This is a genomic window from Kineothrix sp. MB12-C1, assembly GCF_030863805.1.
Classification (GTDB): domain Bacteria; phylum Bacillota; class Clostridia; order Lachnospirales; family Lachnospiraceae; genus Kineothrix.
The window spans coordinates 2,841,676-2,864,966 of record NZ_CP132957.1 but is presented as its reverse complement, the minus strand read 5'-3'; the positions used below and the strand labels follow the sequence as shown (position 1 = coordinate 2,864,966).

The 23,291-nt window shown below is 42.1% G+C and carries 20 protein-coding genes; 7 read left to right on the top strand and 13 right to left on the bottom strand.

Annotated elements, in window-relative coordinates:
- Positions 1–55: 55 nt before the first annotated feature.
- The 4 genes from RBB56_RS13130 to RBB56_RS13115 form a co-directional block, all read right to left on the bottom strand.
- A complete protein-coding gene (locus RBB56_RS13130; RefSeq protein ID WP_306719422.1) occupies positions 56–2,326 on the bottom strand; it encodes a bifunctional diguanylate cyclase/phosphodiesterase in 2,271 nt (756 codons plus the stop codon).
- Between the two features lie 274 nt (positions 2,327–2,600).
- On the bottom strand, positions 2,601–3,452 hold the full coding sequence (locus tag RBB56_RS13125; RefSeq protein ID WP_306719421.1) for a polysaccharide deacetylase family protein: 852 nt from the start codon (positions 3,450–3,452) through the stop codon (positions 2,601–2,603).
- 79 nt (positions 3,453–3,531) lie between these two features.
- Positions 3,532–4,770 carry a peptidase T gene (gene pepT / locus RBB56_RS13120; protein WP_306719420.1) on the bottom strand — a complete coding sequence of 413 codons (1,239 nt, stop codon included), beginning with the start codon at positions 4,768–4,770 and terminating at the stop codon, positions 3,532–3,534.
- A 288-nt stretch (positions 4,771–5,058) separates the two neighbouring features.
- A complete protein-coding gene (locus RBB56_RS13115) occupies positions 5,059–6,513 on the bottom strand; it encodes a methyl-accepting chemotaxis protein (RefSeq protein WP_306719419.1) in 1,455 nt (484 codons plus the stop codon).
- A gap of 279 nt (positions 6,514–6,792) precedes the next feature.
- Between RBB56_RS13115 and RBB56_RS13110 the strand changes: the two genes are divergently transcribed.
- Genes RBB56_RS13110 through RBB56_RS13100 form a run of 3 tightly spaced genes read left to right on the top strand, consistent with a single transcriptional unit; the run spans position 6,793 to position 9,433 of the window.
- Positions 6,793–8,127 (top strand): hemolysin family protein, encoded by a 1,335-nt coding sequence (locus RBB56_RS13110; RefSeq protein WP_306719418.1) that lies wholly within the window; start codon positions 6,793–6,795, stop codon positions 8,125–8,127.
- Positions 8,124–9,263 carry a sodium ion-translocating decarboxylase subunit beta gene (locus RBB56_RS13105; RefSeq protein WP_306719417.1) on the top strand — a complete coding sequence of 380 codons (1,140 nt, stop codon included), beginning with the start codon at positions 8,124–8,126 and terminating at the stop codon, positions 9,261–9,263. Before RBB56_RS13110 ends, RBB56_RS13105 begins: the two co-directional genes overlap by 4 nt.
- Positions 9,264–9,277: 14 nt before the next feature.
- Positions 9,278–9,433, top strand: coding sequence for a hypothetical protein (locus tag RBB56_RS13100; RefSeq protein WP_306719416.1), 156 nt, complete (start codon positions 9,278–9,280; stop codon positions 9,431–9,433).
- Between the two features lie 600 nt (positions 9,434–10,033).
- On the opposite strand, the gene RBB56_RS13095 is transcribed toward RBB56_RS13100, so the two are convergent.
- Complete coding sequence (locus RBB56_RS13095; RefSeq protein WP_306719415.1) at positions 10,034–10,939, bottom strand: AraC family transcriptional regulator; 906 nt, start codon at positions 10,937–10,939, stop codon at positions 10,034–10,036.
- 114 nt (positions 10,940–11,053) lie between these two features.
- On the opposite strand from RBB56_RS13095, the gene RBB56_RS13090 reads away from it, so the two are divergent.
- Positions 11,054–12,220, top strand: a complete 1,167-nt coding sequence (locus RBB56_RS13090; RefSeq protein WP_306719414.1) for an MFS transporter — start codon at positions 11,054–11,056, stop codon at positions 12,218–12,220.
- Here the strand turns inward: RBB56_RS13090 and RBB56_RS13085 are convergent.
- The 8 genes from RBB56_RS13085 to cysK all read right to left on the bottom strand — a co-directional run bounded on the left by RBB56_RS13085 (position 12,215) and on the right by cysK (position 20,757).
- On the bottom strand, positions 12,215–13,579 hold the full coding sequence (locus tag RBB56_RS13085) for an MATE family efflux transporter (protein WP_306719413.1): 1,365 nt from the start codon (positions 13,577–13,579) through the stop codon (positions 12,215–12,217). The two genes, RBB56_RS13090 and RBB56_RS13085, sit on opposite strands and share 6 nt — an antisense overlap.
- A gap of 116 nt (positions 13,580–13,695) precedes the next feature.
- Positions 13,696–15,309: a phosphoenolpyruvate--protein phosphotransferase gene (ptsP, locus tag RBB56_RS13080; protein ID WP_306719412.1), complete on the bottom strand. Its 1,614-nt coding sequence runs from the start codon at positions 15,307–15,309 to the stop codon at positions 13,696–13,698.
- Between the two features lie 280 nt (positions 15,310–15,589).
- The gene (locus tag RBB56_RS13075; RefSeq protein ID WP_306719411.1) at positions 15,590–16,030 is read right to left on the bottom strand and encodes an RrF2 family transcriptional regulator; all 441 of its coding nucleotides are present in this window, start codon (positions 16,028–16,030) and stop codon (positions 15,590–15,592) included.
- Between the two features lie 69 nt (positions 16,031–16,099).
- The gene (locus RBB56_RS13070; RefSeq protein WP_306719410.1) at positions 16,100–16,912 is read right to left on the bottom strand and encodes a Cof-type HAD-IIB family hydrolase; all 813 of its coding nucleotides are present in this window, start codon (positions 16,910–16,912) and stop codon (positions 16,100–16,102) included.
- 84 nt (positions 16,913–16,996) lie between these two features.
- Positions 16,997–17,908, bottom strand: a complete 912-nt coding sequence (locus tag RBB56_RS13065; protein WP_306719409.1) for a MetQ/NlpA family ABC transporter substrate-binding protein — start codon at positions 17,906–17,908, stop codon at positions 16,997–16,999.
- A gap of 108 nt (positions 17,909–18,016) precedes the next feature.
- The gene (locus RBB56_RS13060) at positions 18,017–18,682 is read right to left on the bottom strand and encodes a methionine ABC transporter permease (protein WP_306719408.1); all 666 of its coding nucleotides are present in this window, start codon (positions 18,680–18,682) and stop codon (positions 18,017–18,019) included.
- Positions 18,672–19,682, bottom strand: a complete 1,011-nt coding sequence (locus RBB56_RS13055) for a methionine ABC transporter ATP-binding protein (protein ID WP_306719407.1) — start codon at positions 19,680–19,682, stop codon at positions 18,672–18,674. The genes RBB56_RS13060 and RBB56_RS13055 overlap by 11 nt, the downstream gene beginning before the upstream one ends.
- A 136-nt stretch (positions 19,683–19,818) precedes the next feature.
- Complete coding sequence (gene cysK, locus RBB56_RS13050; protein ID WP_306719406.1) at positions 19,819–20,757, bottom strand: cysteine synthase A; 939 nt, start codon at positions 20,755–20,757, stop codon at positions 19,819–19,821.
- 203 nt (positions 20,758–20,960) lie between these two features.
- On the opposite strand from cysK, the gene RBB56_RS13045 reads away from it, so the two are divergent.
- The 3 genes from RBB56_RS13045 to RBB56_RS13035 all read left to right on the top strand — a co-directional run bounded on the left by RBB56_RS13045 (position 20,961) and on the right by RBB56_RS13035 (position 23,175).
- Positions 20,961–21,755 carry a sugar phosphate isomerase/epimerase family protein gene (locus tag RBB56_RS13045; RefSeq protein ID WP_306719405.1) on the top strand — a complete coding sequence of 265 codons (795 nt, stop codon included), beginning with the start codon at positions 20,961–20,963 and terminating at the stop codon, positions 21,753–21,755.
- Between the two features lie 121 nt (positions 21,756–21,876).
- Positions 21,877–22,830 carry a carbamate kinase gene (arcC, locus tag RBB56_RS13040; RefSeq protein ID WP_306719404.1) on the top strand — a complete coding sequence of 318 codons (954 nt, stop codon included), beginning with the start codon at positions 21,877–21,879 and terminating at the stop codon, positions 22,828–22,830.
- Positions 22,831–22,857: 27 nt separating this feature from the next.
- A complete protein-coding gene (locus RBB56_RS13035) occupies positions 22,858–23,175 on the top strand; it encodes a hypothetical protein (protein ID WP_306719403.1) in 318 nt (105 codons plus the stop codon).
- Positions 23,176–23,291 lie beyond the last annotated feature (116 nt).

Here is a 23,291-nt window from a genome sequence, read left to right as displayed (position 1 = left end):
TCCTTTTATCATTCGTATTTTATGCCGTTGCAATTCACAGTGACCATTCCATATCTTATGTATAGGATGGCACAGTTTCATTTTCCAACTTCCCATCCGGCTCTATCGCGGACATTGATAGCAGCTTTTCAAATTCTTCCTCCGGCATTGGCCGTGAAAAATAAAATCCTTGTATGGTATTACATCCCAGATTTCTTAGAAATTCATATTGTTCTTTTGTCTCAACTCCCTCTGCCGTAACTTCAATATGAAGTTCTTGTGCCAGATTGATAACACTGGTTATAATCTTCTGCCCTTTCGGATCATCGAAATCATCCACAAAACTTTTATCCAGCTTCAACACATCGATTGGAACGGATTTTAACATCATAAGGGAAGAATATCCTGTACCAAAGTCATCCATCTGTATACTAAATCCCATAGCATGAAGGGTGTCAATAATCTGGCATAATTCTTCTTTGTTCTCAAAGATAGCACTTTCTGTCAATTCGAGCTGCAAGTATCTTGCCGGCACTTCGGCTTGCTCCACCATCTCTTTATACTCTTCCATAAAATTATCGCTATATAAATGTCTTCGAGAGAGATTGACGGATATCGGTACTGTATGTCCGCCCGCTTTCAGCCATTCCTTCTGCTTCCTACATACTTCTGCAAATACATATTTATCCAGATAATTAATAAATCCACTCTTTTCCGCGAGCGGAATAAAGCGCCCCGGCATCATTATGGAACCATCGCGCCTTTTCCAGCGTACCAACGCTTCTGCCCCTACAAGTTTCTTCGTCATAACATTATATTTAGGCTGATAATATACAATAAATTCCCGGTGTCTCAGTGCCCGTTTCATCTGGTCCGCCAATAACTTATCATTCAGCAGTTTGTGCTTAAAATCATCATCATAAAATGTATATGTGGTATCTTCTTTCCCCTTTACAGCAGAATGAGCCATAGTTGCATAATTCATCATATTTTGTATCTCTTCGCTCTTATCCTTTACAAGATAAATGCCGAGTGTGGCTTTCAACATATATTCACTGATATTATTAGAATAACTTTTCTGTAAGATTTCAAGAAAATCTTCCACCCTCTCATGCAACTCTTCCCTGCTATCGAAAAACCAAAGTACCACATATTGATCCGCGATGCGTCTTGCGTAAACCTCATCTGCCCGGCTGCATATCCTCCAGATTCTCCATATATAACGCAGCGTTGCATCCCCCGCTTCATATCCAAATAGCTCATTCACAATTTTAAACTGATCGATATCCATCACGATATAAGCCGCACTTAACGATGTTTTCTTCAACCGCTGCGCTGCTTCCGCACAAAATCTCGCATAGGAATATCCTCCTGTTACCGTATCCACATATAAAATATCAGTAAGCTCCTTTTGTTTCTTCTTCTCCGTTTGGATGATATAGGAGATAAGAATCCCATATGCAATAGCCAATATACCGCAAAGTACATAGGTAAGTATCATAATATTATTTTTGGTGGAATCCATAATGTCGGCCGGAACCACGCTCAAGACATACCAGTCTCTAATCGGAAGGGGGGAATAGTACATGTATTTATCTACTTTATTGTGGAAATATATATATCCGCTCTTATTATATTGCAAATCCTCCCGCATATTACGAACAACTTTGGAATTACTTGCAGAACTATTCTCCAAGGCTGTATATATATTTTCATATTCAGCAAATCCGCCATGAGCAGCCGTATTAATTACTATATTTCCATTTGTCTCTACGATATATGAATATCCCGCCCCATCAAAAATAGAGACAGAAAGCATTTGTTGTATTTCATCAATCCCATGAGTGCTAAATACCACCGCATGAACTTCATTATTTTTATAAATAGGTACACTAAATACGATAATGTCCTCCCCATTAGTTTGAGACCTAATCCGTCTCGATATCACCCTTTTTCCTTTCATGCTTCCTAATATATTTTCTTTGTCACCTAATTCCAATTGCTTCTGATCCGTCGTATAAGTCGTTCCATCGGCCATAATAATCCCAATTCGTTTCAAGGAATGCTGCTTCACTTCCTTTTGTAGTTCTTTCAGCTCCCTCTCCGGTTCAAACACTTCACAATCGGCTAATCGGTTGGCTACCGCCTCTAAAAGGATAAATTTCCCTTCTACTTCTTTATTTAGAATCACGACGTTCTGCTCTGAAGTCTCCTTCAATACACTTACAATCTCTTCGTTTAACTCTTGCTCCAGCCTGTCCACATAAATTACCAAAGTCACTGCCAATGCACAGCAGAAGATGCCCACTATCAACAATGGTTTCCACACTTTATTTTTTATCCACATAGCTTATATTTCCTCCGCAGATTCTGCGTTTATTTCTTCAATTTTTGGCGAATATCCGATTTAATTTTATCATATATCATAATATGACACAATAAAACAAATAACAAAATATTTCAATAGGATTAACACCTTTACACTTTAATGAACAAGGCATTTCCTATAAAATGTAATAACGCTTGCACACTGATGGAAGCGTTATATCTCCTATAATAAAAATAAGAAAGCCCCTCCTTTTATAAAAAGAAGATTGCTTTCTTATTTATTATAGCTTCTATCAGTTCCTTATCTGTCTGCCTTCAGCATCCATATGATAAGCATTTCTATAAATCAACTCCGATACAGGAACAATCTCGAATCCCTTATCTTGCAGCCCTTTTATAAGGCTCTCCAGTGCATCTGCTGTAAACTTAGCACCATTATGACACAGCACAATGGATCCGTTTTCCAACTGTTCACTATTCAGCACCCTATCTAAAATAGCGTTCACACCATAATCCTTCCAATCTAATGAATCCAAATTCCACTGGATCGCATAATAACCACATTCCGATGCCGCATTTATGACACGATTATTATAGTCACCGTATGGAGGTCTGAACAGGAACATTTCATACCCTGTTAATTCCTGTACTTTTCTATGTACCTCCAGAATCTCTTCCTTACACTGCTGTTCCGATAGTTGAGACATGTTTTTATGGTTATCGCTGTGGTTTCCCAAATCGTGACCTGCTGCCAAAATAGCTTTCACATCCTCAGGATAAGCTTCCACCCATCCACCTGTCATGAAGAAAGTGGAATAAATATTATTTTTTTTGAGGATTTCTAATATACGCGCTGTGTCCCCATTCCCCCAAGCCGCATCAAAGGAAAGAGCTATCTGTTTTTTCTCAGTTTCCACAGAGTAAATAGGAAGCGCCCTTCCATTTACACTACTGCTGACGGTAACAGAAGCCGGCAGAACGGATATCGCTCCCCTTACGATCGCCAAGGCGGCAAACAAGAATACAATAGCTTCCACTCCTCTTATCATTAGCACTTTTCTATACTCCTCTTCCGATTGTTCTTCTTCTCTCTTCGGAAAAATCTCACCTATTTTCTTTCTCACCTTTTCAATATATCGATTCATAGACAAAACACCCGGCATAACTGTTGTTACAGTATATGCCGGGCATAGGTTGTCATATGTTTCGTAACTGTTCAGAATACTAAACGCACTTCTTAGCATATTTCTCTGTAATACGAACGAGCAGTTCCACAATCTTCTCCATGGATTCCACGCAGATATACTCATACCTTCCGTGGAAATTGTGTCCTCCCGTACAAATATTCGGACAAGGAAGTCCCATATAGGATAACCTCGCACCATCTGTTCCTCCTCGAATCGGTATCACGATCGGGAGAACTCCAAGCTCCTCCATGACTGCCTTCGCATTATCCACAAGATGCATATCCTTCTCGATAATCTCACGCATATTGTAATAAGAATCCTTAAGATCAATGGTAAAGGTTCCCTCACCATATTTCTCGTTTAAGAAACTTCCTATGCTAAGAAACAATTCTTTTTTCTGTTCAAATTTTTCCCTGTCGTGGTCTCTTATAATATATTCGGCTGTCGCTTCTTCCACCGTTCCATGCAAGGCGTCCAGATGATAGAATCCCTCATACTCCTCCGTATACATCGGATTTTCCCATACCGGGAGCATCGATTGGAACTCCTGAGCGAGAAGCAAGGCATTTTTCATCTTATTCTTTGCATCTCCGGGATGCACGCTGCGACCTCGAATCGCAACCTTCGCTCCTGCCGCGTTGAAATTCTCATACTCCAGTTCACCCAGCCTGCCGCCGTCCACCGTATAGGCATAATCCGCACCGAACAGCTTGACATCGAAATAATCAGCACCCGCTCCTATTTCCTCATCCGGAGTAAATCCAATTCTTATTTTGCCATGAATAATCTCAGGATGTGTCAGAAGATATTCCGCCATCGCCATAATTTCAGCAATTCCTGCTTTGTCATCCGCACCGAGCAATGTAGTACCATCTGTTACGATTAAGCTTTTCCCTATATAAGAAAGCATCTCCGGGAAGTCCCTGGTCTTCATCACGACATTTTCCTGAACATTTAATACAATATCATTTCCATCATAATTTTCCACAATACGGGGATTCACATTCCTGCCTGTAACGGCCGGAGAAGTATCCATATGAGCAATAAAACCGATAACGGGTGCATTTTCACACCCCTTGGATGCCGGAACGGAAGCATACACGTAACAATGTTCCTTATCCAGAACAATTTCCTCCGCCCCCATCTCCTCTAACTGCCTCACCAGAACATTGGCCAAGTCATACTGCTTCGCCGTACTTGGAGTAGATATACTCCCATCCTGCGATTCCGTATCTATCTTCACATATTCCATGAAATTCTCTATTACTTTCGACATACTCCTTTTCCTTTCCTGCCGGAGATATCTTATACCTTGTCCGCAAGCGGCCACGGTATATTTTTTTGCACACTCGCTTTGCTCGGCGCAGTATAATATCGCTAAAATATTATACCTTGTCCGCAAGCGGCCACGGTATATTTTTTTGCACACTCGCTTTGCTCGGCGCAGTATAATATCGCTAAAATATTATACCTTGTCCGCAAGCGGCCACGGTATATTTTTTTGCACACTCGCTTTGCTCGGCGCAGTATAATATCGCTAAAATATTATAATATTGTAGCAATATTATACTTCTTTCAATCCCTGTGCCAGCTCGTGGATGGAACCGAGTATCTTTCTGCATTCTGCCATTTGCTCCACTGAACTTTCTGCAGATTTCACGCCTTCTTCCGAAGCCGCGGCCACCTCTTCACCAGTCGCTGACAATTGAGAGATATTCTCCGATATCACTCCGGTCGCCTGCATAATATTATCTATTGTCTCTTCCAAACTTGCGATACTGCCCGCAAGTTCCATGACCTCATCATTGATCGTTTCGAATTTCTCCTTCGTAACATCGATCATCTTAGCCTGTTCGTCAATTACATCTACCGAATGGTTCAGATTCTCTGCGGCCTCCTTAGCATTCTCAATTAAATCGGAAATAATTCCTCCAATTCGTTCCGTCGCCCCCTTCGTCTGGTCGGAGAGCTGTCTGATTTCCTCGGCAACCACTGCAAATCCTCTGCCGGCCTCTCCTGCTCTGGCAGCTTCAATAGAAGCATTCAGGGCAAGCAGATTCGTCTGTGCAGAAATATTCATAATATCTCCTACTATATTCCTAACTTCATCCACTCGTTCCGTCAGCCTGGTGGTGGCATCCACCGTCATTTTACTGGACTCTTCCACACCGCTCGCCTGCTGCATCAAACGATTTACAAATTCTACTCCATCCGCTACATTTTCAGATGCTGTAATGGATACCTCTATAATCTTAGCGGTTTCCTCTCCTGCCTTATGAGCACTTTCCTGAATGTTCGTACACATCAGTGCCTGCTCTTGAATCGCATGAGCTGTGCTTTCCGTACTTTCTGCAATATCTGACATCGTGGCACTATTAGCATCTACACTCTCCTGTAAAAGGATCAGCATCTCATTCGCTCTCTCAAAGTCTTTTCCTATGTTCTCCGCAACCAGAACCATCTTCCCGGAAGAAGTCTGCTGCTGTCTCGCCCCTTCCTGGATGCTTTCTACTTTCTCTTCGTTAAACTTCTCTATGAGATTCATCGCTACATAAGCGATCACACATGCAAGAATCGATATTCCCCATCGAACCAAGGCGGAATCGAGCTTAATTGTACCAAGTGACATCTCCCTAACCGTAAAAATCACATTACCTACAATAATAAAAACACTGCCAACAGCCGCAAAGCGCTTCTTCAAATACATCATGGAAGCTGTCATAATCGGAAATGCATATACATAGGACATTTCCGCACTGCTTACGCACATAAGCACCAAAAAAGTAAGAGCCCCGCAGCCCGTTAATATAGACCCGCATATTCTTCGTCCATTAAAAATAAAAAAGCCCACAATACTGATAATAAGCATTAGAGCAGGGGTTATCAATCCTATATACGTTGCTGGTCGTATGTTCTCCCCTGTTACCTCCCTGAGCATTGAAATAGCGCTGAATATCAATATGAATATAATAAAAATCAAGACCTTCCTATCGATTCGTGCGTATTGTTCCCTTGTCATCTCTTCATCCTCCAACCAATCTTACATAGTTTTAATCCTTATTTATTAATATATCACTACATAGAAAAAAGTTAAAGACAAATTCTCCCTTTTTTTATTTTTTATGTCATATTTCTCCTATTATCTCATTATTATCTTTCCAAAAGTGCGTAATTCTTAACAACTTTTTTATATACAAATATATTTTTTTCATATATAATGTATATGCAAATCGATAGGGATTAACAAAATATAGTTTATCCCTTATCATAACCAACATATTTAAGGAGGTATTATTTTATGGACAGTGACCCTGTCGCCCGAACAATTATTTCTCAGCTTCTATTTCTCGTCTTTCTAACCTTGGTGAATGCGTTTTTCGCCGGAGCGGAAATGGCGGTGGTCTCCGTAAACAAGAATAAGATTAAGCGTCTGGCATCTGCCGGTAATAAAAAGGCTGCCTTAATTCTTCATCTTTCCGAGAATTCCACCAGCTTTCTCTCCACCATCCAGGTAGCGATTACGTTCGCAGGATTCTTTTCCAGTGCATCTGCTGCAACCGGTATTTCACAGGTACTTGCCGGCAGAATGGCTGAAATGGCAATTCCTTATAGCGGGACGCTTGCTGTGGTAATTGTTACACTTATCTTGTCCTATTTTACATTAGTTTTCGGCGAATTGGTTCCTAAGAGAGTCGCCCTGCAGAAAGCAGAAGGTTTTAGTCTCTTTTGTGTAACCCCCATCTACTATGTATCTATCGTTATGTCACCTTTTATCAAGCTCCTATCTCTCTCCACCAACGGGTTTCTTCACCTGATTGGCATGAGCTCCGCCTCTCTCGAAGAGGAAGTATCCGAAGAAGAGATTAAATCCTTGCTTGAAACGGGTCAGGAAACCGGTGTTTTCAACGATATTGAGAAGGAAATGATTACTTCTATCTTCTCCTTTGATGATAAAAAGGCGAAGGAGGTAATGACGCCGAGACAAGATATGGTCGCTATCGATATTTCTAAATTCCGAGACGAATATCTGGATACTATTTTACAAAGTAAGCGTTCCAGAATTCCTGTTTACGATAAAAATATGGATACTATCATCGGAATACTCTCAGTAAAAGACTTTATGATTAAAGCAAAGGAACAGTCTTTTACTAATGTCAATATAAGGGAGCTGTTGCAGAAACCTTATTTTGTCCCTGAAAATCAAAAGATAGACAAGCTTTTTCAGGAAATGCAGAAAAGTAAGATACACATGGCCGTTTTAGTCGATGAATACGGAGGAGTATCAGGTCTTGTCACCTTAGAGGATCTGATTGAGGAAATTGTAGGAGATATCTGGGAAGAGTACGAAGAAGCCGATACCGGAATCGTGGAGCTTTCTTCCGATACTTATCATATCCCCGGCAATACACTTCTATATGACTTAAACGAGGAACTCCACCTTCACATTGTAAGTAACTGTGATACGTTATCCGGTTATCTGATTGAATTACTGGGCTATATTCCTGAGGAGATGCATCTCCCCCTTACCATCAAGACGCCGGAAGCCATTTTCAGCGTTACACAGTTAAAAGACCGCGTCATTACTTCTGCTACGGCAGAAATAATAAATAAACAAAAGGAGAACGAATCATGAGTTTTATTATTGAAGGTATTATGTCTGTCACATGGCAGCAAATCGTGATGTACGGTATTGGCATCCTGCTGATCTGGCTCGCTATTAAGAAGGAATATGAGCCATCTCTGCTATTGCCGATGGGCTTCGGTGCCATCCTTGTCAACCTGCCCGCCTCCGGCGTAATTAATCAGGTATTGGACGGTGTAGGAGAAACACACGGAATTATCCAATGGTTGTTCGAGGTCGGAATCGAGGCTTCTGAAGCTCTTCCAATCCTTCTCTTTATCGGTATTGGCGCTATGATTGACTTCGGCCCTCTTCTTTCCAAACCGGTTATGTTCTTATTCGGTGCTGCTGCACAGTTCGGTATCTTCGCCGCAATTTTATTAGCAACCTTATTCGGCTTCGATTTAAAAGATGCAGCTTCCATCGGTATTATCGGTGCGGCTGACGGCCCGACTTCCATCTTAGTATCACAGATACTTCGCTCCCAATATATCGGAGCGATTGCGGTAGCCGCTTACTCCTATATGGCACTTGTACCTATCGTACAGCCTTTCGCTATCAAACTTGTTACAACGAAGAAGGAGCGTTGTATTCGTATGGATTACAGACCTTCTCAGGTATCCAAATCCATGCGTATCGCCTTCCCTATTATCGTTACATTTATCGTCGGCTTTATTGCACCTTCTTCCGTTTCGCTCGTTGGTTTCTTAATGTTCGGTAACCTCCTTCGCGAATGCGGTGTGCTCGGAACTATGTCTGATACGGCTCAGACCTCACTTGCTAACTTAATTACGCTCTTACTCGGCATTACCATCTCCTTTAGCATGCAGGCAGATGCATTCGTTAACTGGAAGACCCTGATGGTTATGTTAATCGGTCTCTTCGCATTCGTATTCGATACGATCGGCGGTGTACTCTTTGCCAAATTCATCAACCTCTTTTTGCGCAGCAAGATCAATCCTATGGTTGGTGCAGCAGGTATTTCGGCATTCCCGATGTCCTCTCGTGTCGTACAGAAGATGGCTATGAAGGAAGACCCGGGCAACGTTCTTATCATGCAGGCAGCAGGTGCTAACGTATCCGGACAGATTGCTTCTGTTATCGCCGGAGGTCTCGTTATTAACCTCGTAACCAACTATCTGAAATAAGGAGGAAGTTTTAAATGTTAAATGTTGATTGGAACAATGTGCTTATCTCCCTGGAGATTATGTGGAAGGGAATGGCAGGTATTTTTATTTCTACCATTTTGATTATTGCTATTGCTACACTTCTTTCTAAGTTCACTTCGGGCAAGAAAGACAATAGTGAAGAAAATTAAAATATCAAAAAACTAACATCATATAATCAGTAAAGAGACAAAGCGGCTCAAGAACAAATAGTTCTTGAGCCGCTTTTCCCAAACAAAACACCTATTATTAACAAACGAGATTCTGCCACAAAGGAAGTTACGACAAAAACTCATATGATAATAAACTAACTTTATTTTTACTACTGTTTCATTTTAACATGAAGATTGTCGATTCTCAACCGCTTCGCACAATATTTCGCACAATTCTCACATATTACTCATATTATTCATTATACCTCTTTATTTTTAGTTCATAATTTTCTTATTCTTTTCTAATAAACATCATTTTTGTTTAAGAAAATAAACACATCACGTTCATATTTATCCCATATACTATAATTACCAAAAGGAGGTAGATGCCAATTGCATAACCAAAAAGAACAGACACCGAAGAGGCTATCCATGACAGATATTATCTCAACAAACGATAACTGGAACTTATACTCTCATTTTCATGACCATTTCCTAGAATTACTTGCTTATGAAAATCAACGCTCATCGGATTCCGACATCTGGCGGCTTAATTACATATAAGTCTTTTAATCTTTCCCCGCATGAAAATGCGGGGTTTTATTTTTCTTCTACCATATTACTTCGATACTCCTTAGGTGTACATGAGAAAAAACGCTTAAATACCTTGGAAAAATTACTCGGGCTGTCAAACCCACACAATATGGAAATCTCTGCAATCCCAAGATGAGAAGAATACTGTAACATGGATGCTCCCTGCCTCACTCTGTATTTTAATAAATACTGTATAGGCGAAACTTGTATCACTCGTTGAAAACACCGCAGACACTCCCGTTCTCCAATATCCGCTGTCTGCGCAATCTGGCCGAGCTGCAAGTTCTCTGCATAATGTTCATGGATGAAATCTAACATCTTGCGGATGCGGATTGCATCCTGATTCGTTTCAGGATTGTTTCTGTTAATTTCCTCTTCGTATCGTCTATAAAGTAAAGCACAGAACATGGATAATCTCTCTCTTACCCGGAATTCATAGCCGAATTCCCCCTTCGCCATCGCCCCAAATGCTTCCGTAACGTGTTCAATAAGTTCTTCCTGCCAATTCCCCTCTTTCACAAGTTGACTGCCGTCCAGATGAGAATAATGGAGAATAGGTTCTATATATTTTTGAGCAAATATAGAGTTCTTACTTCCCGTAATGAGCATATCTGAAAAAACGAGAGATCGGTATTCACATCTGGGATCAGCCACCGCACGGTGTAATATACCGGAATTGATAAAAGCCGCCTCTCCTTCCCTCACCTTAAAAGCCTTCCCCGGAATCTGAACCTTCATTGTTCCTTCTGCAATATAAATAATCTCGATTTCTTCATGATAGTGCCAGGGGATTTCATCCCACGGGCTTATGCAATGATGGGAGTAAGCCGCACAAGGGAAATCTATCGTTCCATGAGGGCTTAGCTCCCTTCCGGTACTATCCAAATTAAGCATACATTGTTGAAGAGCCATGGCTTCTCCTTTCAGTCGTTTTTCTTATATTATATGTCCATATAAGTATTGTTTCAAGAGATAGAAGGCGGTATTATTACATTACAGTATAATCTATGCTAAGGGAGAACTATCATGACATCTATTTTATTAGTAATTATCTATGTAGCATTCATCAGTCTGGGGTTACCGGATGCCTTATTAGGCTCAGCCTGGCCAGCCATATACAAAGAATTCGGAGTATCCATATCCTATGCCGGAATCATTAGTATGATTATCGCAGGAGGCACTATTATCTCCAGCCTTCTGAGCGATAAAATGATTCGACGCTTCGGTACCGGAACAGTAACCCTTATCAGCGTCGCTATGACAGCAATCGCATTATTTGGTTTCTCTTTCTCCAGTTCCTTCTGGCACTTATGCCTCTGGGGTATCCCTTATGGGCTCGGAGCAGGAAGCGTCGATGCTGCCCTTAACAATTTCGTTGCGCTTCACTATAAATCCCGCCATATGAGCTGGCTTCACTGCTTCTGGGGTGTAGGAGCCACCGCCGGTCCTTATGTGATGGGACTTTGTCTTACTAACGGTTTACAATGGAATTCCGGTTATACGGTAATCGGTATCGTGCAATCCGTACTCGTTATCCTTTTAATCGCCTCATTGCCCCTATGGAAAAATGGAAAAAAGCCAGAAGAGATGCAGGTACATGAACCTAAAGCACTCAGTCTGACCGATACAATAAAACTTCCCGGAGCAAAAGCCATTCTTGTGGCTTTCTTCTGCTACTGTGCTCTGGAATCAACTACCGGATTATGGGCCAGCAGCTATATGGTACTCCATAAAGGTATCGGTACACAGACTGCTGCTAAATGGGCTTCTCTTTTCTACTTGGGAATTACAATAGGAAGATTTGTCTGCGGATTTATTACGGATCGTCTGGGGGATCGGAACATGGTACGCCTCGGACAGGCTATTGCAGGAATTGGTACCCTTCTTCTGCTTCTTCCTCTCGGCACTTCTATGACCCTTGTCGGACTAATCCTTATCGGACTTGGCTGTGCCCCCATTTATCCGAGCCTCCTGCATGAGACTCCTGATAACTTCGGAGCTGACAAGTCGCAGGCTATTATGGGCATGCAGATGGCCTGTGCTTATGTGGGCAGTACCCTTATCCCACCTTTATTCGGCTTAATCGCACAACATATCACCATCCGCCTGTACCCAATATACTTAATCATCTTCGTTGTACTTATGTTCTTAATGGTTGAAAGGATGAATAAAGTCCATGATAAAAATTTATGAAGTAATCTGTTCACTATTTATCATCCGTTCCAGCTTCTTCTTCACATGGATATAGGCAGGAAACAAAAAGACATCTGCAAATATCCAAGCTAACGGACCGGCAAAGCACGCAGCCACGAAGCCAAAGGCGGGAACGAGTAGGATTCCCGCTAAGGTTCTTGCTGCCATCTCACACACGCCGGCAAGAATGGCAAATGTACTAAATCCCATCCCCTGAATCGTAAAACGTAGAATATTTACAAAGACTAAAGGTATATAGAACGCGCTGCTTATTATTAAAAATAATCTCGCATCCGCAAGCAAATGTGTCTCCCCTGCATCGAGGAATAAGGCTGATAGATGCCCACCGAAGAAAAACAGGAAAAAGAATGCGAGGATGGAATAAATAATTCCGAGTACAGAGCTAGCCTTCACTCCTGCACTGAGACGATCTAACTTCCTGGCTCCTACATTCTGCCCGCTGTAAGTTGCCATTCCTGCACCGAGAGCGTCAAAAGGGCAGCAAAAGAAGAGGCTTACTCTGCTGGCAGCAGTAACCGTTGCTACCACACCTGAACCAAGGCTGTTAACTGCTGACTGAAGGATAACGCTTCCAATTGCCGTAATAGAATATTGAAGCCCCATAGGGATTCCCATATTGCACAGCGTCACCATATGATGTAAGTCTATTTTCCACTCTTCCTTCTCGATTCTCAACATCGGGAACCTTCTAATAAAGAGCAGGCACATAATCCCAGATACTGTCTGAGATACAACTGTTCCTATTGCCGCTCCTGCAACTCCCATACCGAATACCAGAATAAATATCAGATCCAAAACAATATTTAATACAGAGGATATCGTAAGGAAAACTAGAGGTGTCTTAGAGTCCCCCATAGCACGGATAATTCCGGACAACAGATTGTAAAGATAAGTGGCCGGAATCCCTAAGAAAATAATAAAAATATAAATATAAGCATCCGCAAAAATATTTTCCGGCGTCTTCATAAGAATAAGAAGGGGACGACAGAAAATGGCGGTCAACGCTGTCATAGCTACCGCGAACAACGCTGACAGCCAGACGCTATTGGCGATAAACCGACGCATACCGGCGAAATCCTTCGCACCGAACTTATGAGCCAACGGAATTGCGAATCCGTTACAGACGCCCATGCAAAAACCGATAATCAGAAAGTTAACAGAGCCCGTACTTCCTACCCCTGCCAGGGCATTCACACCGAGAAACCTTCCTACAATAACCATATTAACAATATTGTAAAGCTGCTGAAATAAAAATCCGAATAAAAGCGGAATGGAGAAACCTAATATCAACTTCATCGGAGAACCGCTTGTCATATCCTTTGTTGAACTCTTTTCCATAGTATGTAATCTCCTAGTATAAGAAAACTTATAACTATACTTTCCCATTACGGCACAAAGAATCTGCAATGCAGATTCTTTGTGCCGAGTATCTTTCTATAATAGTTACAAAAGATTTACTCCATATCTCTTACTACTTTTCTAACCGGTAATACAAAGGTGGGAGTTACCGAAAGTTCATCTACTCCCATATTCACAAACTCTTCCGTAAGAGTTGTATCAGCCCCTAACTCTCCGCAAATTCCTGCCCAAATGCCTTCCTTATGAGCATTATCCACTACCATCTTAATCAATCGTAAAAGTGCTTCATGATGGGAGTCATAAATAGGATCCAGCTTTGCATTCTGCCTATCTATGGCAAGGGTATATTGTGTCAAATCGTTCGTACCGATGCTGAAGAAGTCCACTTCTTTTGCCAACAAATCACTAATAATAGCCGCTGCAGGTGTTTCTATCATAATTCCCTGTTCAACTTCAGCAAAAGGAATACCCTCTCTTGTAAGTTCTTCCTTCACTTCTTGTACGATCGCTTTAATTTGTTTCACTTCGCTCACTGAAATAATCATCGGATACATAATAGAAATCGTTCCAAATACGCTGGCGCGGAATAACGCACGAAGCTGTGTTCTGAAGATATCCGGCTGATCCAGGCAAATACGGATAGCCCGGTATCCCATCGCAGGATTTTCTTCATGTTCTAAACCAAAATAATCCACCTGCTTGTCAGCACCAATATCAAGCGTACGGATAATTACCTTCTTACCCGCCATATTCTCAGCTACTGTTTTATACACTTGGAACTGTTCCTCTTCCGTAGGGAATGTATCCTTCTCCAGGTAAAGGAACTCACTGCGAAACAGCCCAATTCCACAGGCATCGTTCTGCAGAGCACTCGCCACATCGGATACATTCCCGATATTAGCGTAAATATTAATTTTCTTCCCGCTCTTCGTAACGTTCTCTTTTCCTTTTAATTCTAAGAGAAGCTGCTTTTTCTCAAGCTCCCGACGAAGCTTGTCTTCATATTCCTTTAATACAGCTTCCTCCGGGTCCACAATTATTTTACCGGAAAATCCATCCACAACTGCCATTTTACCATTGACATCTGCGGGATAATCTACACTGATCAACGCGGGAATATTCATGGTTCTGGCTAAAATTGCCGTATGGGAGTTCGAGGAACCGAATCTGGTCACAAAGGCCAGCACTTTACTCTTATCCAACTGCACCGTCTCACTCGGAGCCAAATCTTCCGCTACCACAATCACCGGCTCATCTGCATCCAGGGAAGCACCGGCTTTGCCCTGCAGTGCGCTGATTAACCGTTCAGAGATATCCTTTACATCCGCTGCTCTCGCTTTCATGTAATCATCATCCATGGACGCGAACATCTGGGCGAAGTTATCTCCTGTAGATGCTACTGCATATTCCGCATTGATATCCTGTGCTTTAATCATATTGATGATGGAACTTTGATAATCCTCATCCTCCACCATCATCTGATGTACTTCGAAGATCATTGCTCCTGATTCTCCAACCTCCAATACAGCCTTATCATATAATTCCTTCAATTGTTCAATCGTCTTCTTCTTAGCGACATTCAGGCGCTCAAGTTCCTTGCCTGTATCCTCTACATGCGTTCTTTTTACACTCTGATTGTCCTTTTTAAGAATAGCAATCCTCCCAATTGCAATTCCTGAAAAAACAGGCTTTCCTACGAATGTTATCATATCCTCTACCTTTCCAAACCAACATCTTCCGTCTTATCACTTATTCCTGTGGCTTATCTAATTTTGTACTTATAGTTTAAAGCATAACTACGGATAAGTAAATATATAAAACTATGTAACTGTTCCGCACCCCCACAGTTACATGTGAAAATCCATTAAAATCACCTGCGGTGATGGGATTTTCACTTGCCATTCCACATTGTCTTACGGTCAGCGCAGTAAATGCGCAGACCTGATGAAGATGAATAAGTTACAAAACTACATGAGTATGGTTTGTTATTTAGATGGAATAGTCGATAGCATCCTCCCGAATCATCTGACGTTCCACAAGGTCTGCAATGGTAACTCCATCCACCACTTTATCGATGGCATCATTTAATTCTTTCCATACGCTTAATGTTTCACAAGTATCACAACGTTCACATTCATTCACTTCATCCTCCAGACAAGCCACCGGACAGAGACTTCCTTCTGTAAGGCGAAGTATCATTCCTATCGTGTAGTTTCCGGGATCCCCCGCAATACGATATCCGCCCTGCGCTCCTCTGGCACTTTTCACATAACCCGCTTTATTTAGAACCGCGATAATCTGCTCCAGGTACTTTTCAGATATGCCCTGCCTTTCTGCTATCTGCTTTACCTTCACATATTCTCCCGTATTGTTCAAGGCCAGATCTATCATTACCCGAACCGCGTAGCGCCCCTTGGTTGAAATCTTCATAAATACATCCCTTCCTTCCCTTAAAGCTTTTGTAAGTGTTCCGTACCCTCACAGTTACAATCTTTTATACTATATCAATCGGTATTGCTCAAAGGCTTTGTATATTCCATGACTTCCGATCTTATCTGTCACGAAATCTGCATGTGCCATTAATCTCTCATCGGCATTTCCCATGGCAATCCCTACTCCACATTCTTTAATCATTTCCAAATCGTTTAAGCTATCTCCTATAGCGATAGTATCTACCATACTCGCCTTTAAGTGCCTCAATATTCTTTTCACTCCGCTGGCCTTATTGGTCGTTTTCAGAGTAAGCTCCGCTCCATACGGATATTTTTCATTCACTCGCCCAAACACTACATGGTATTTTTCTTCCAGCAGTTCTTTTATTTTGAACAATTTTTCTTCTTCCAAAGCATATAACGATAATTTGTAAATCAATTCCTCGTCTTCTCTATACTCTGCCGCCTTATGAAATATTGCCTGTGTGAAAAATTCATGCGGCTCATCTTTCTTGCCACTTCTTTGGTTGAAATATAGATTGACCTTATCATCCATATATACACCATTTTGTCCTTCCAGAATATATGCTACTTCCTGGTCGTTGCAGCAATCCAATATGTTCTTAAGAGCATCTGCTTCTATTTTCTCTTCATAGAGGACTTCGTCCCCTACTGTCACGCGTGCCCCCGAGGCCGAAATCACTCCGTCGTACTCTATATCCTCTACCACATCCAGCATACAACAAGTACGTCCTGTGGAAATAAACACTTTATTCCCTTTACTTTTAGCAGACGTTATTGCCTGTTTGGCACTTTCCGGAATACTAAAAGTATCGTGATCGAGCAAGGTACCATCAATATCCAAAAAAATATATTTCATTTCCACTCCTGTTCCTTTCTTCCTTTATCCACCAATCATGCCAAAAGAGAGCGTCATACACGCCCTCTCATAGCTGCTATTTTTTTATTCAAACGGTACTACAGAACCTTGATATTTCTCATTGATAAAAGCTTTGATATCATCAGACTTGAGTACGTCAACAAGTGCTGCTACTCCTTCGTTTCCTTCATTGCCTTCCTTCACTACGATAATATTTACATATGTCTTTGCTGCTTCTGAATCGGAAGTTTCATATGCAAGAGCATCTGTCTGTGCATTTAAGCCTGCCTGTAACGCGTAGTTACCATTTAATACAACGAAAGAAGTCTCTCCGATTACTCTGGCTACCTGCGCTGCTTCCAATTCTACGATTTCCACATTGTAAGGATTTTCTGCGATATCATTCTTTGTCGCTTCCATTCCAGCGCCTTCTTTTAATGTGATGATACCGTTATCCTGCAATAGCAAAAGCGCTCTCGCTTCGTTCGTCGTATCGTTAGGAACTGCAATCGTTGCACCATCTGAAATGTTTGCCAGATCAGATTCTGTTCCGCCATAGATTCCAAGCGGTTCATAGTGAATCTCGCCTACATTTACAAGGTGTGTACCTTTTTCTACATTGAAACTGTCAAGATAAGGAGTGTGCTGGAAATAATTCGCATCGAAATCTCCCGCTTCCACCACTTCGTTTGGCTGTACATAATCATTGAATACTGTAACTTGAAGATCCCATCCCTGTTCTGCCAAAATCGGTTTTACTGCTTCAAGGATTTCTGAATGAGGAACTTCCGTTGCCGCCACCTTAATGACACCTTTTTCTACTACTTCGGCAGAAGTTTCTTCTGCTGCTTCCTCAGCCGGTGCTTCTTCTGCTACCGCCTCTTCTGTTGCCGGCTCTGCCGCCGCCTGTGTGGCCTCACTGCCCGAACCGCAAGCTGTCAATGTTCCGACCGCAAGCACAGTTGCAAGCACTGCCGCTAAAACTTTCTTTTTCATAATATTTCTCCTCCTTATGACTGCATTTCATTTATGAGTATGCTCCACTTACGAGTGTACTCTACTTATTGTGAGTGTATTCTACTCACTTTTATCATGAATCCGCAATTATCCGCTAATTCGCTTATCCAGCTTCCTGGATAGTTTCGTTCCGATAAACTGCAGAATCTGAACAAGTATAACAAGCAAAATAACAGTAACTATCATAATATCTGCCTGGTAACGATAGTATCCATAACGAATTGCCACATCACCAAGACCGCCGCCGCCGACAGCTCCTGCCATAGCGGAATATCCTAAAATCGTTCCAAGAGCGATAGTCGCTCCTGCAATCAACGACGTTCTCGCTTCCCCCAAGAGTACTTTCCATACGATATAAGCCGTACTCGCTCCCATACTTTGAGCTGCTTCGACTACTCCTTTATCCACCTCCAATAAAGAGGATTCCACCAGTCTGGCGATAAATGGAGCTGCTGCCACAGTAAGAGGCACAATCGTCGCTGTCGCCCCATAACTCTTCCCTACGACGAATCTGGTAAAGGGAATCAGAAGCATAAGCAAGATCAAAAAAGGAACGCTTCGTACTACGTTAGCTATAATATCTAAAGTTTTATAAACGAGTTTATTCGGTCTAAGTCCGTCTTTTGCCGTAACAACAAGGAATATCCCCATAGGGAGTCCTATTACATAGGCAAATAAGGTCGAAGTAAGCGTCATATATAAGGTAATTCCTGTTTCTTTCACAAGCATCATAACTGTTGCATTATCCCACATAATTATCAAGTTCCTCCACTTCCAGTTTTCTTTCCTTCAGATAATGAATCATCTTGCCTGCTACGATTTCATCCTCTGGAAGCTGTAATATCATCTGTCCGTGTGCCACCCCACCGATATCTTTCGTATCGGCCAGCAATATATTTGCCGGAGCTTTACATTCCAATACCATATTGGAAATCACAGGCTCAAAGGAGGACTGATCCTTGAATACAATGCGTATACAACGCTTGCCGTTCATCTCGGTGTACTTACCGCCGTTTTGGAATACAAGCGCCTTGGCCGCTGCCGTCTTCGGCCTGGTGAATACTTCCTCCACCGTTCCCGATTCCGCAAGCCCGCCGCCATCGATAATGGCTACATGTGTACAAATTTCCTGTACCACTGCCATCTCATGGGTAATAATGACAATCGTAATACCATACTTTTTGTTAATATCTTTTAGAAGTGCGAGAATCGCTTTCGTCGTCGTCGGGTCGAGAGCACTGGTCGCTTCATCGCAAAGAAGAATCTTCGGATTGGTCGCAAGAGCTCTGGCAATCGCCACTCTTTGCTTCTGACCACCGGATAACTGAGCCGGGTAAGCCTTTTCCTTCTGGGAAAGTCCTACAATCTCAAGCAATTCCTTCGCACGTTCTCTCGCTTCCTTTTTCTTTTTTCCTGTAATTTCCAGAGGAAAGCAGATATTATCGAGCACAGTCCTTTGCATCAGCAAATTAAAATGCTGAAAAATCATAGATATCTGCGTGCGCTCTTTACGGAGATCCTTTTCCGACAAGGACGCCAAATCCTTATCTTCTATCATAACCGTACCGGTGGTCGGTTTCTCCAAAAAATTAAGACAACGTACTAAAGTACTTTTTCCCGCACCGCTCATGCCGATAATTCCGTAAATATCGCCTTTATTGATATCGAGATTGATACCCTTCAGCGCTTCTACCGTATTATCTTTACCGACAAATGTCTTACCAACATCTTTTACCCGTATGATAGTCTCCATAATTGCTCCCATCTATCCAAAATATAATAGTACAGACCGTATCATACCATAAGCTGTCTTTTTTTTCAATGTGCGTACTCTTCCGGTTCTTTATTTTTTAACGTTCCTTGCACAATCTTGCAAAGGAAACTTTCCTTCATTCTTCCGTAAATAACGGTGTGGAAAGGTAACGGTCTCCGGAGTCCGGAAGCAATACCACGATATTCTTTCCAGCATTTTCCGGTCTCTTTGCTACCTGAGCCGCTGCGTGAAGTACCGCACCGGAAGAGATTCCTACAAGGATTCCTTCTTTTAATGCGATTGCCTTGCCTGCCGCAAAAGAGTCTTCATTTTTCACCTGAATTACTTCGTCATAGATTTCTGTATTTAATATAGATGGGACGAATCCTGCTCCGATACCTTGAATCTTATGAGGACCAGGGTTACCTCCGGAAAGTACCGGAGATGCTTCCGGCTCTACCGCAATAATCTGTATATCAGCCTTCTTGGATTTTAAATATTTGCCTGCACCCGTAATGGTTCCGCCTGTTCCTACTCCGGCGATGAAAATATCTACCTGACCGTCCGTATCATTCCAAATCTCAGGTCCTGTTGTCGCTTCGTGCACTGCCGGATTCGCCAGATTATCGAACTGTCCGAGAATAATGGAACCGGGAATAGAATCTCTCAACTCTTCCGCTTTCGCAATCGCACCTTTCATTCCTTTTGCGCCTTCTGTAAGAACGAGCTCTGCACCGTATGCTTTTAATAAGTTTCTTCTCTCCACGCTCATCGTATCGGGAAGTGTAAGAATCGCTCTATATCCTCTTGCTGCCGCTACGGATGCGAGGCCGATTCCTGTATTGCCGGAGGTAGGCTCAATGATCGTTGCACCTTCCTTTAAAGTTCCTGCTTTTTCCGCATCTTCAATCATAGCAAGTGCAATTCTATCCTTCACGCTTCCTGCTGGATTAAGATATTCTAACTTCGCTAAAAGAGTCGCATTCTCTACTCCTGCGAACTTAGCGAACCCCTTCACATTCAGTAAGGGCGTCCCTCCGATTAATTCTGTTGCGCTGTTTTTAATATTCGCCATTTAATACCCGCTCCTTTCACCGTCCGGAGACTTTGTGCCTGCCACAAGTCTCAAATCAATTTTAATTTTTTATTCTTTTGTTAATTCATACTAATTCAGTAGGTTTATTATGATTTGAATAATACCACCTCATTTTACCTCTGTCAACCATTATTTTAAGTTTTTTTATTCTTTTTGCCTCTGATACCGAGCAAAAGTGTGCTTTGCCTACTCTCACGGTTGAAAACTTTGGCAGCACAGCTTTTGTTCCGCGCGCGAGCAGTGCCGTTTACGGCAATCTTCATTTCTGCGAGCTGCGCATCCTGCACGGAGTGCTTTTATTCTATACATTTAGCGCAACTCAATGGATCTTTGGAAATGAACCGATCATACAAAGCCTGCAAAGGCTTTCCCGTTTCGGCTATGATGGTATTGAACTCGCAGGAGAACCGGATAGCATTAACGCCGAGGAACTTTCCCCCCTTCTTACGAAATATGGATTAAAATGCACATCGATTTGCGGAATCTTTACAGAGGAAAGAGATTTAAGCAGGGCGCTTGAAAGCATACGTTCCGCTGCAGATTACGCGCAAGAAAGAAATATCAAATTCGTTATTGAAGCTATTAATCGTTATGAAACTTGCCTTCTTTCTAATCTTTCATTGGCTCACTCCTTCGTAAAAGACTTATCCCATCCTACCGTAGGACTTATGGCGGATTGCTTCCATGCCGGGTTTGAAGAACGAAATTTTCTGCAGAAGCTTAGGGTGATCGCTCCTTATCTCTGGCATTTTCATATTGCTGATAATACGAGAGAGGCTGCCGGAATGGGAAATACTGATTTCCGAGAGATTCTAGATACTTTAAAAGAAATTAACTACTCCGGAAGCTTAACTATGGAATTTCTCCCTCCCACCGCCGACCCTTATGCTGCTGTCCGCCTGGATACAGAGGATTCCCTGATGGATGATTATGCAGAACGCTCCATACATATAATAAAATCTCTTCTTATAAATTAAGGTTGTCCAATACCCGGCATTTTGATATAATTTTATTATCTTTCAATAAATAAAAAGAGTGAAATATAGAAATAAATGTATTGGGAGAAAATAATTTTTCACACAATGCTATGAGAAAGGTATGGTTATTAATATGAAGAAAAAAGTTGTGGTATCTCTCGGTCATCAAGCACTGGGTTATACAACGTTACAACAGTGGGATGCCGTAAAGGTAACGGCAAAAGCACTCGCTGACTTGGTGGAGGAAGGGTATCAGCTCACCATCACACACAGCAATGGACCTCAGGTCAGCATGATCCATAAGGCGATGACAGAACTTCGCCGGGTATCCACAGACTATACGCCGGCTCCTATGTGCGTATGCTCCGCCATGAGCCAGGGATATGTGGGCTTCGATATTCAGAATGCTCTGCGCGCTGAGCTTTTAAGCCGTGGTATTCCACAGACTGTCAGCACTATTTTGACTCAGGTCACTGTAGATCCTTATGATGAAGCATTCTATGAGCCTACGAAACGTATTGGCCGCTATATGTCCAAAGAGGATGCCGATCTCGAATTGGAGAAAGGCAATTATGTCGCTTGGGAAGAAGGAAAAGGCTTTCGCCGCGTAGTAGCAGCACCGAAGCCTATTGATATCGTAGAAATCGAAGCCATCCGTCTTCTTGCACAGGCAGGACAGACCGTAATCGCATGCGGAGGAGGCGGAATTCCCGTAATCGAACAAAACCACGCACTTCAGGGCGCATCTGCAGTTATTGAGAAAGACTCTATCGCAGGAAAGCTTGCGGAAGACTTGCATGCTGACCAATTGATTATTCTTACGACCGTTCCTTGTATCTATAAGGATTTCGGTACAGACCGCCAGCAGGCCATCTCTTCTCTTTCCATTGCGGAAGCAAAAACATACATCGAGGAAAATCAATTCGGAGAAGGAAATATGCTCCCCAAAATAGAGGCTGCTATTGCTTATCTGAGCGCATGCCCTAAAGGAAGTGCTCTCATTACATCCCTGGAACACGTTAGTGATGCAATAAAAGGGAAGGCCGGAACTATAATTACATCAATATCTCAATAAAACCATCTTGAAAAGGAGGAGTCAGGCATGCTTCAACATCATACGAAAAAAAGAGCTCTTGCTACATTACTGCTTGTTGCTTTTTTGTTTGCCACCTCCTTTTCTGCTGCATTTCTGTTTACACATACTGAGCACGTGCATGACCATAACGGTCCTGAGGATGCCTGTGCCGTCTGTATACAGCTCGATAGCGCCAGATATCTGCTGAAAAATATTTTTGCGGTCGTTTTAATCCCGGCAGCGGCATTGAGCTTATTTCTTATCATTATATCCATTGTATATCGAAGCATCGATATCATGGCATTCCGTACTCTCGTTTCACTTAAAGTCCGATTAGATAATTGAATAGTAACGAATGATTCTCAAGCAAAGGGATAACTATGTCCATTTTTGATCTATTTTTGCGGCATATGCTATTGCCTTTCTTTTTGTGTGCAAATTTAAGAATATATGGAGGTTCA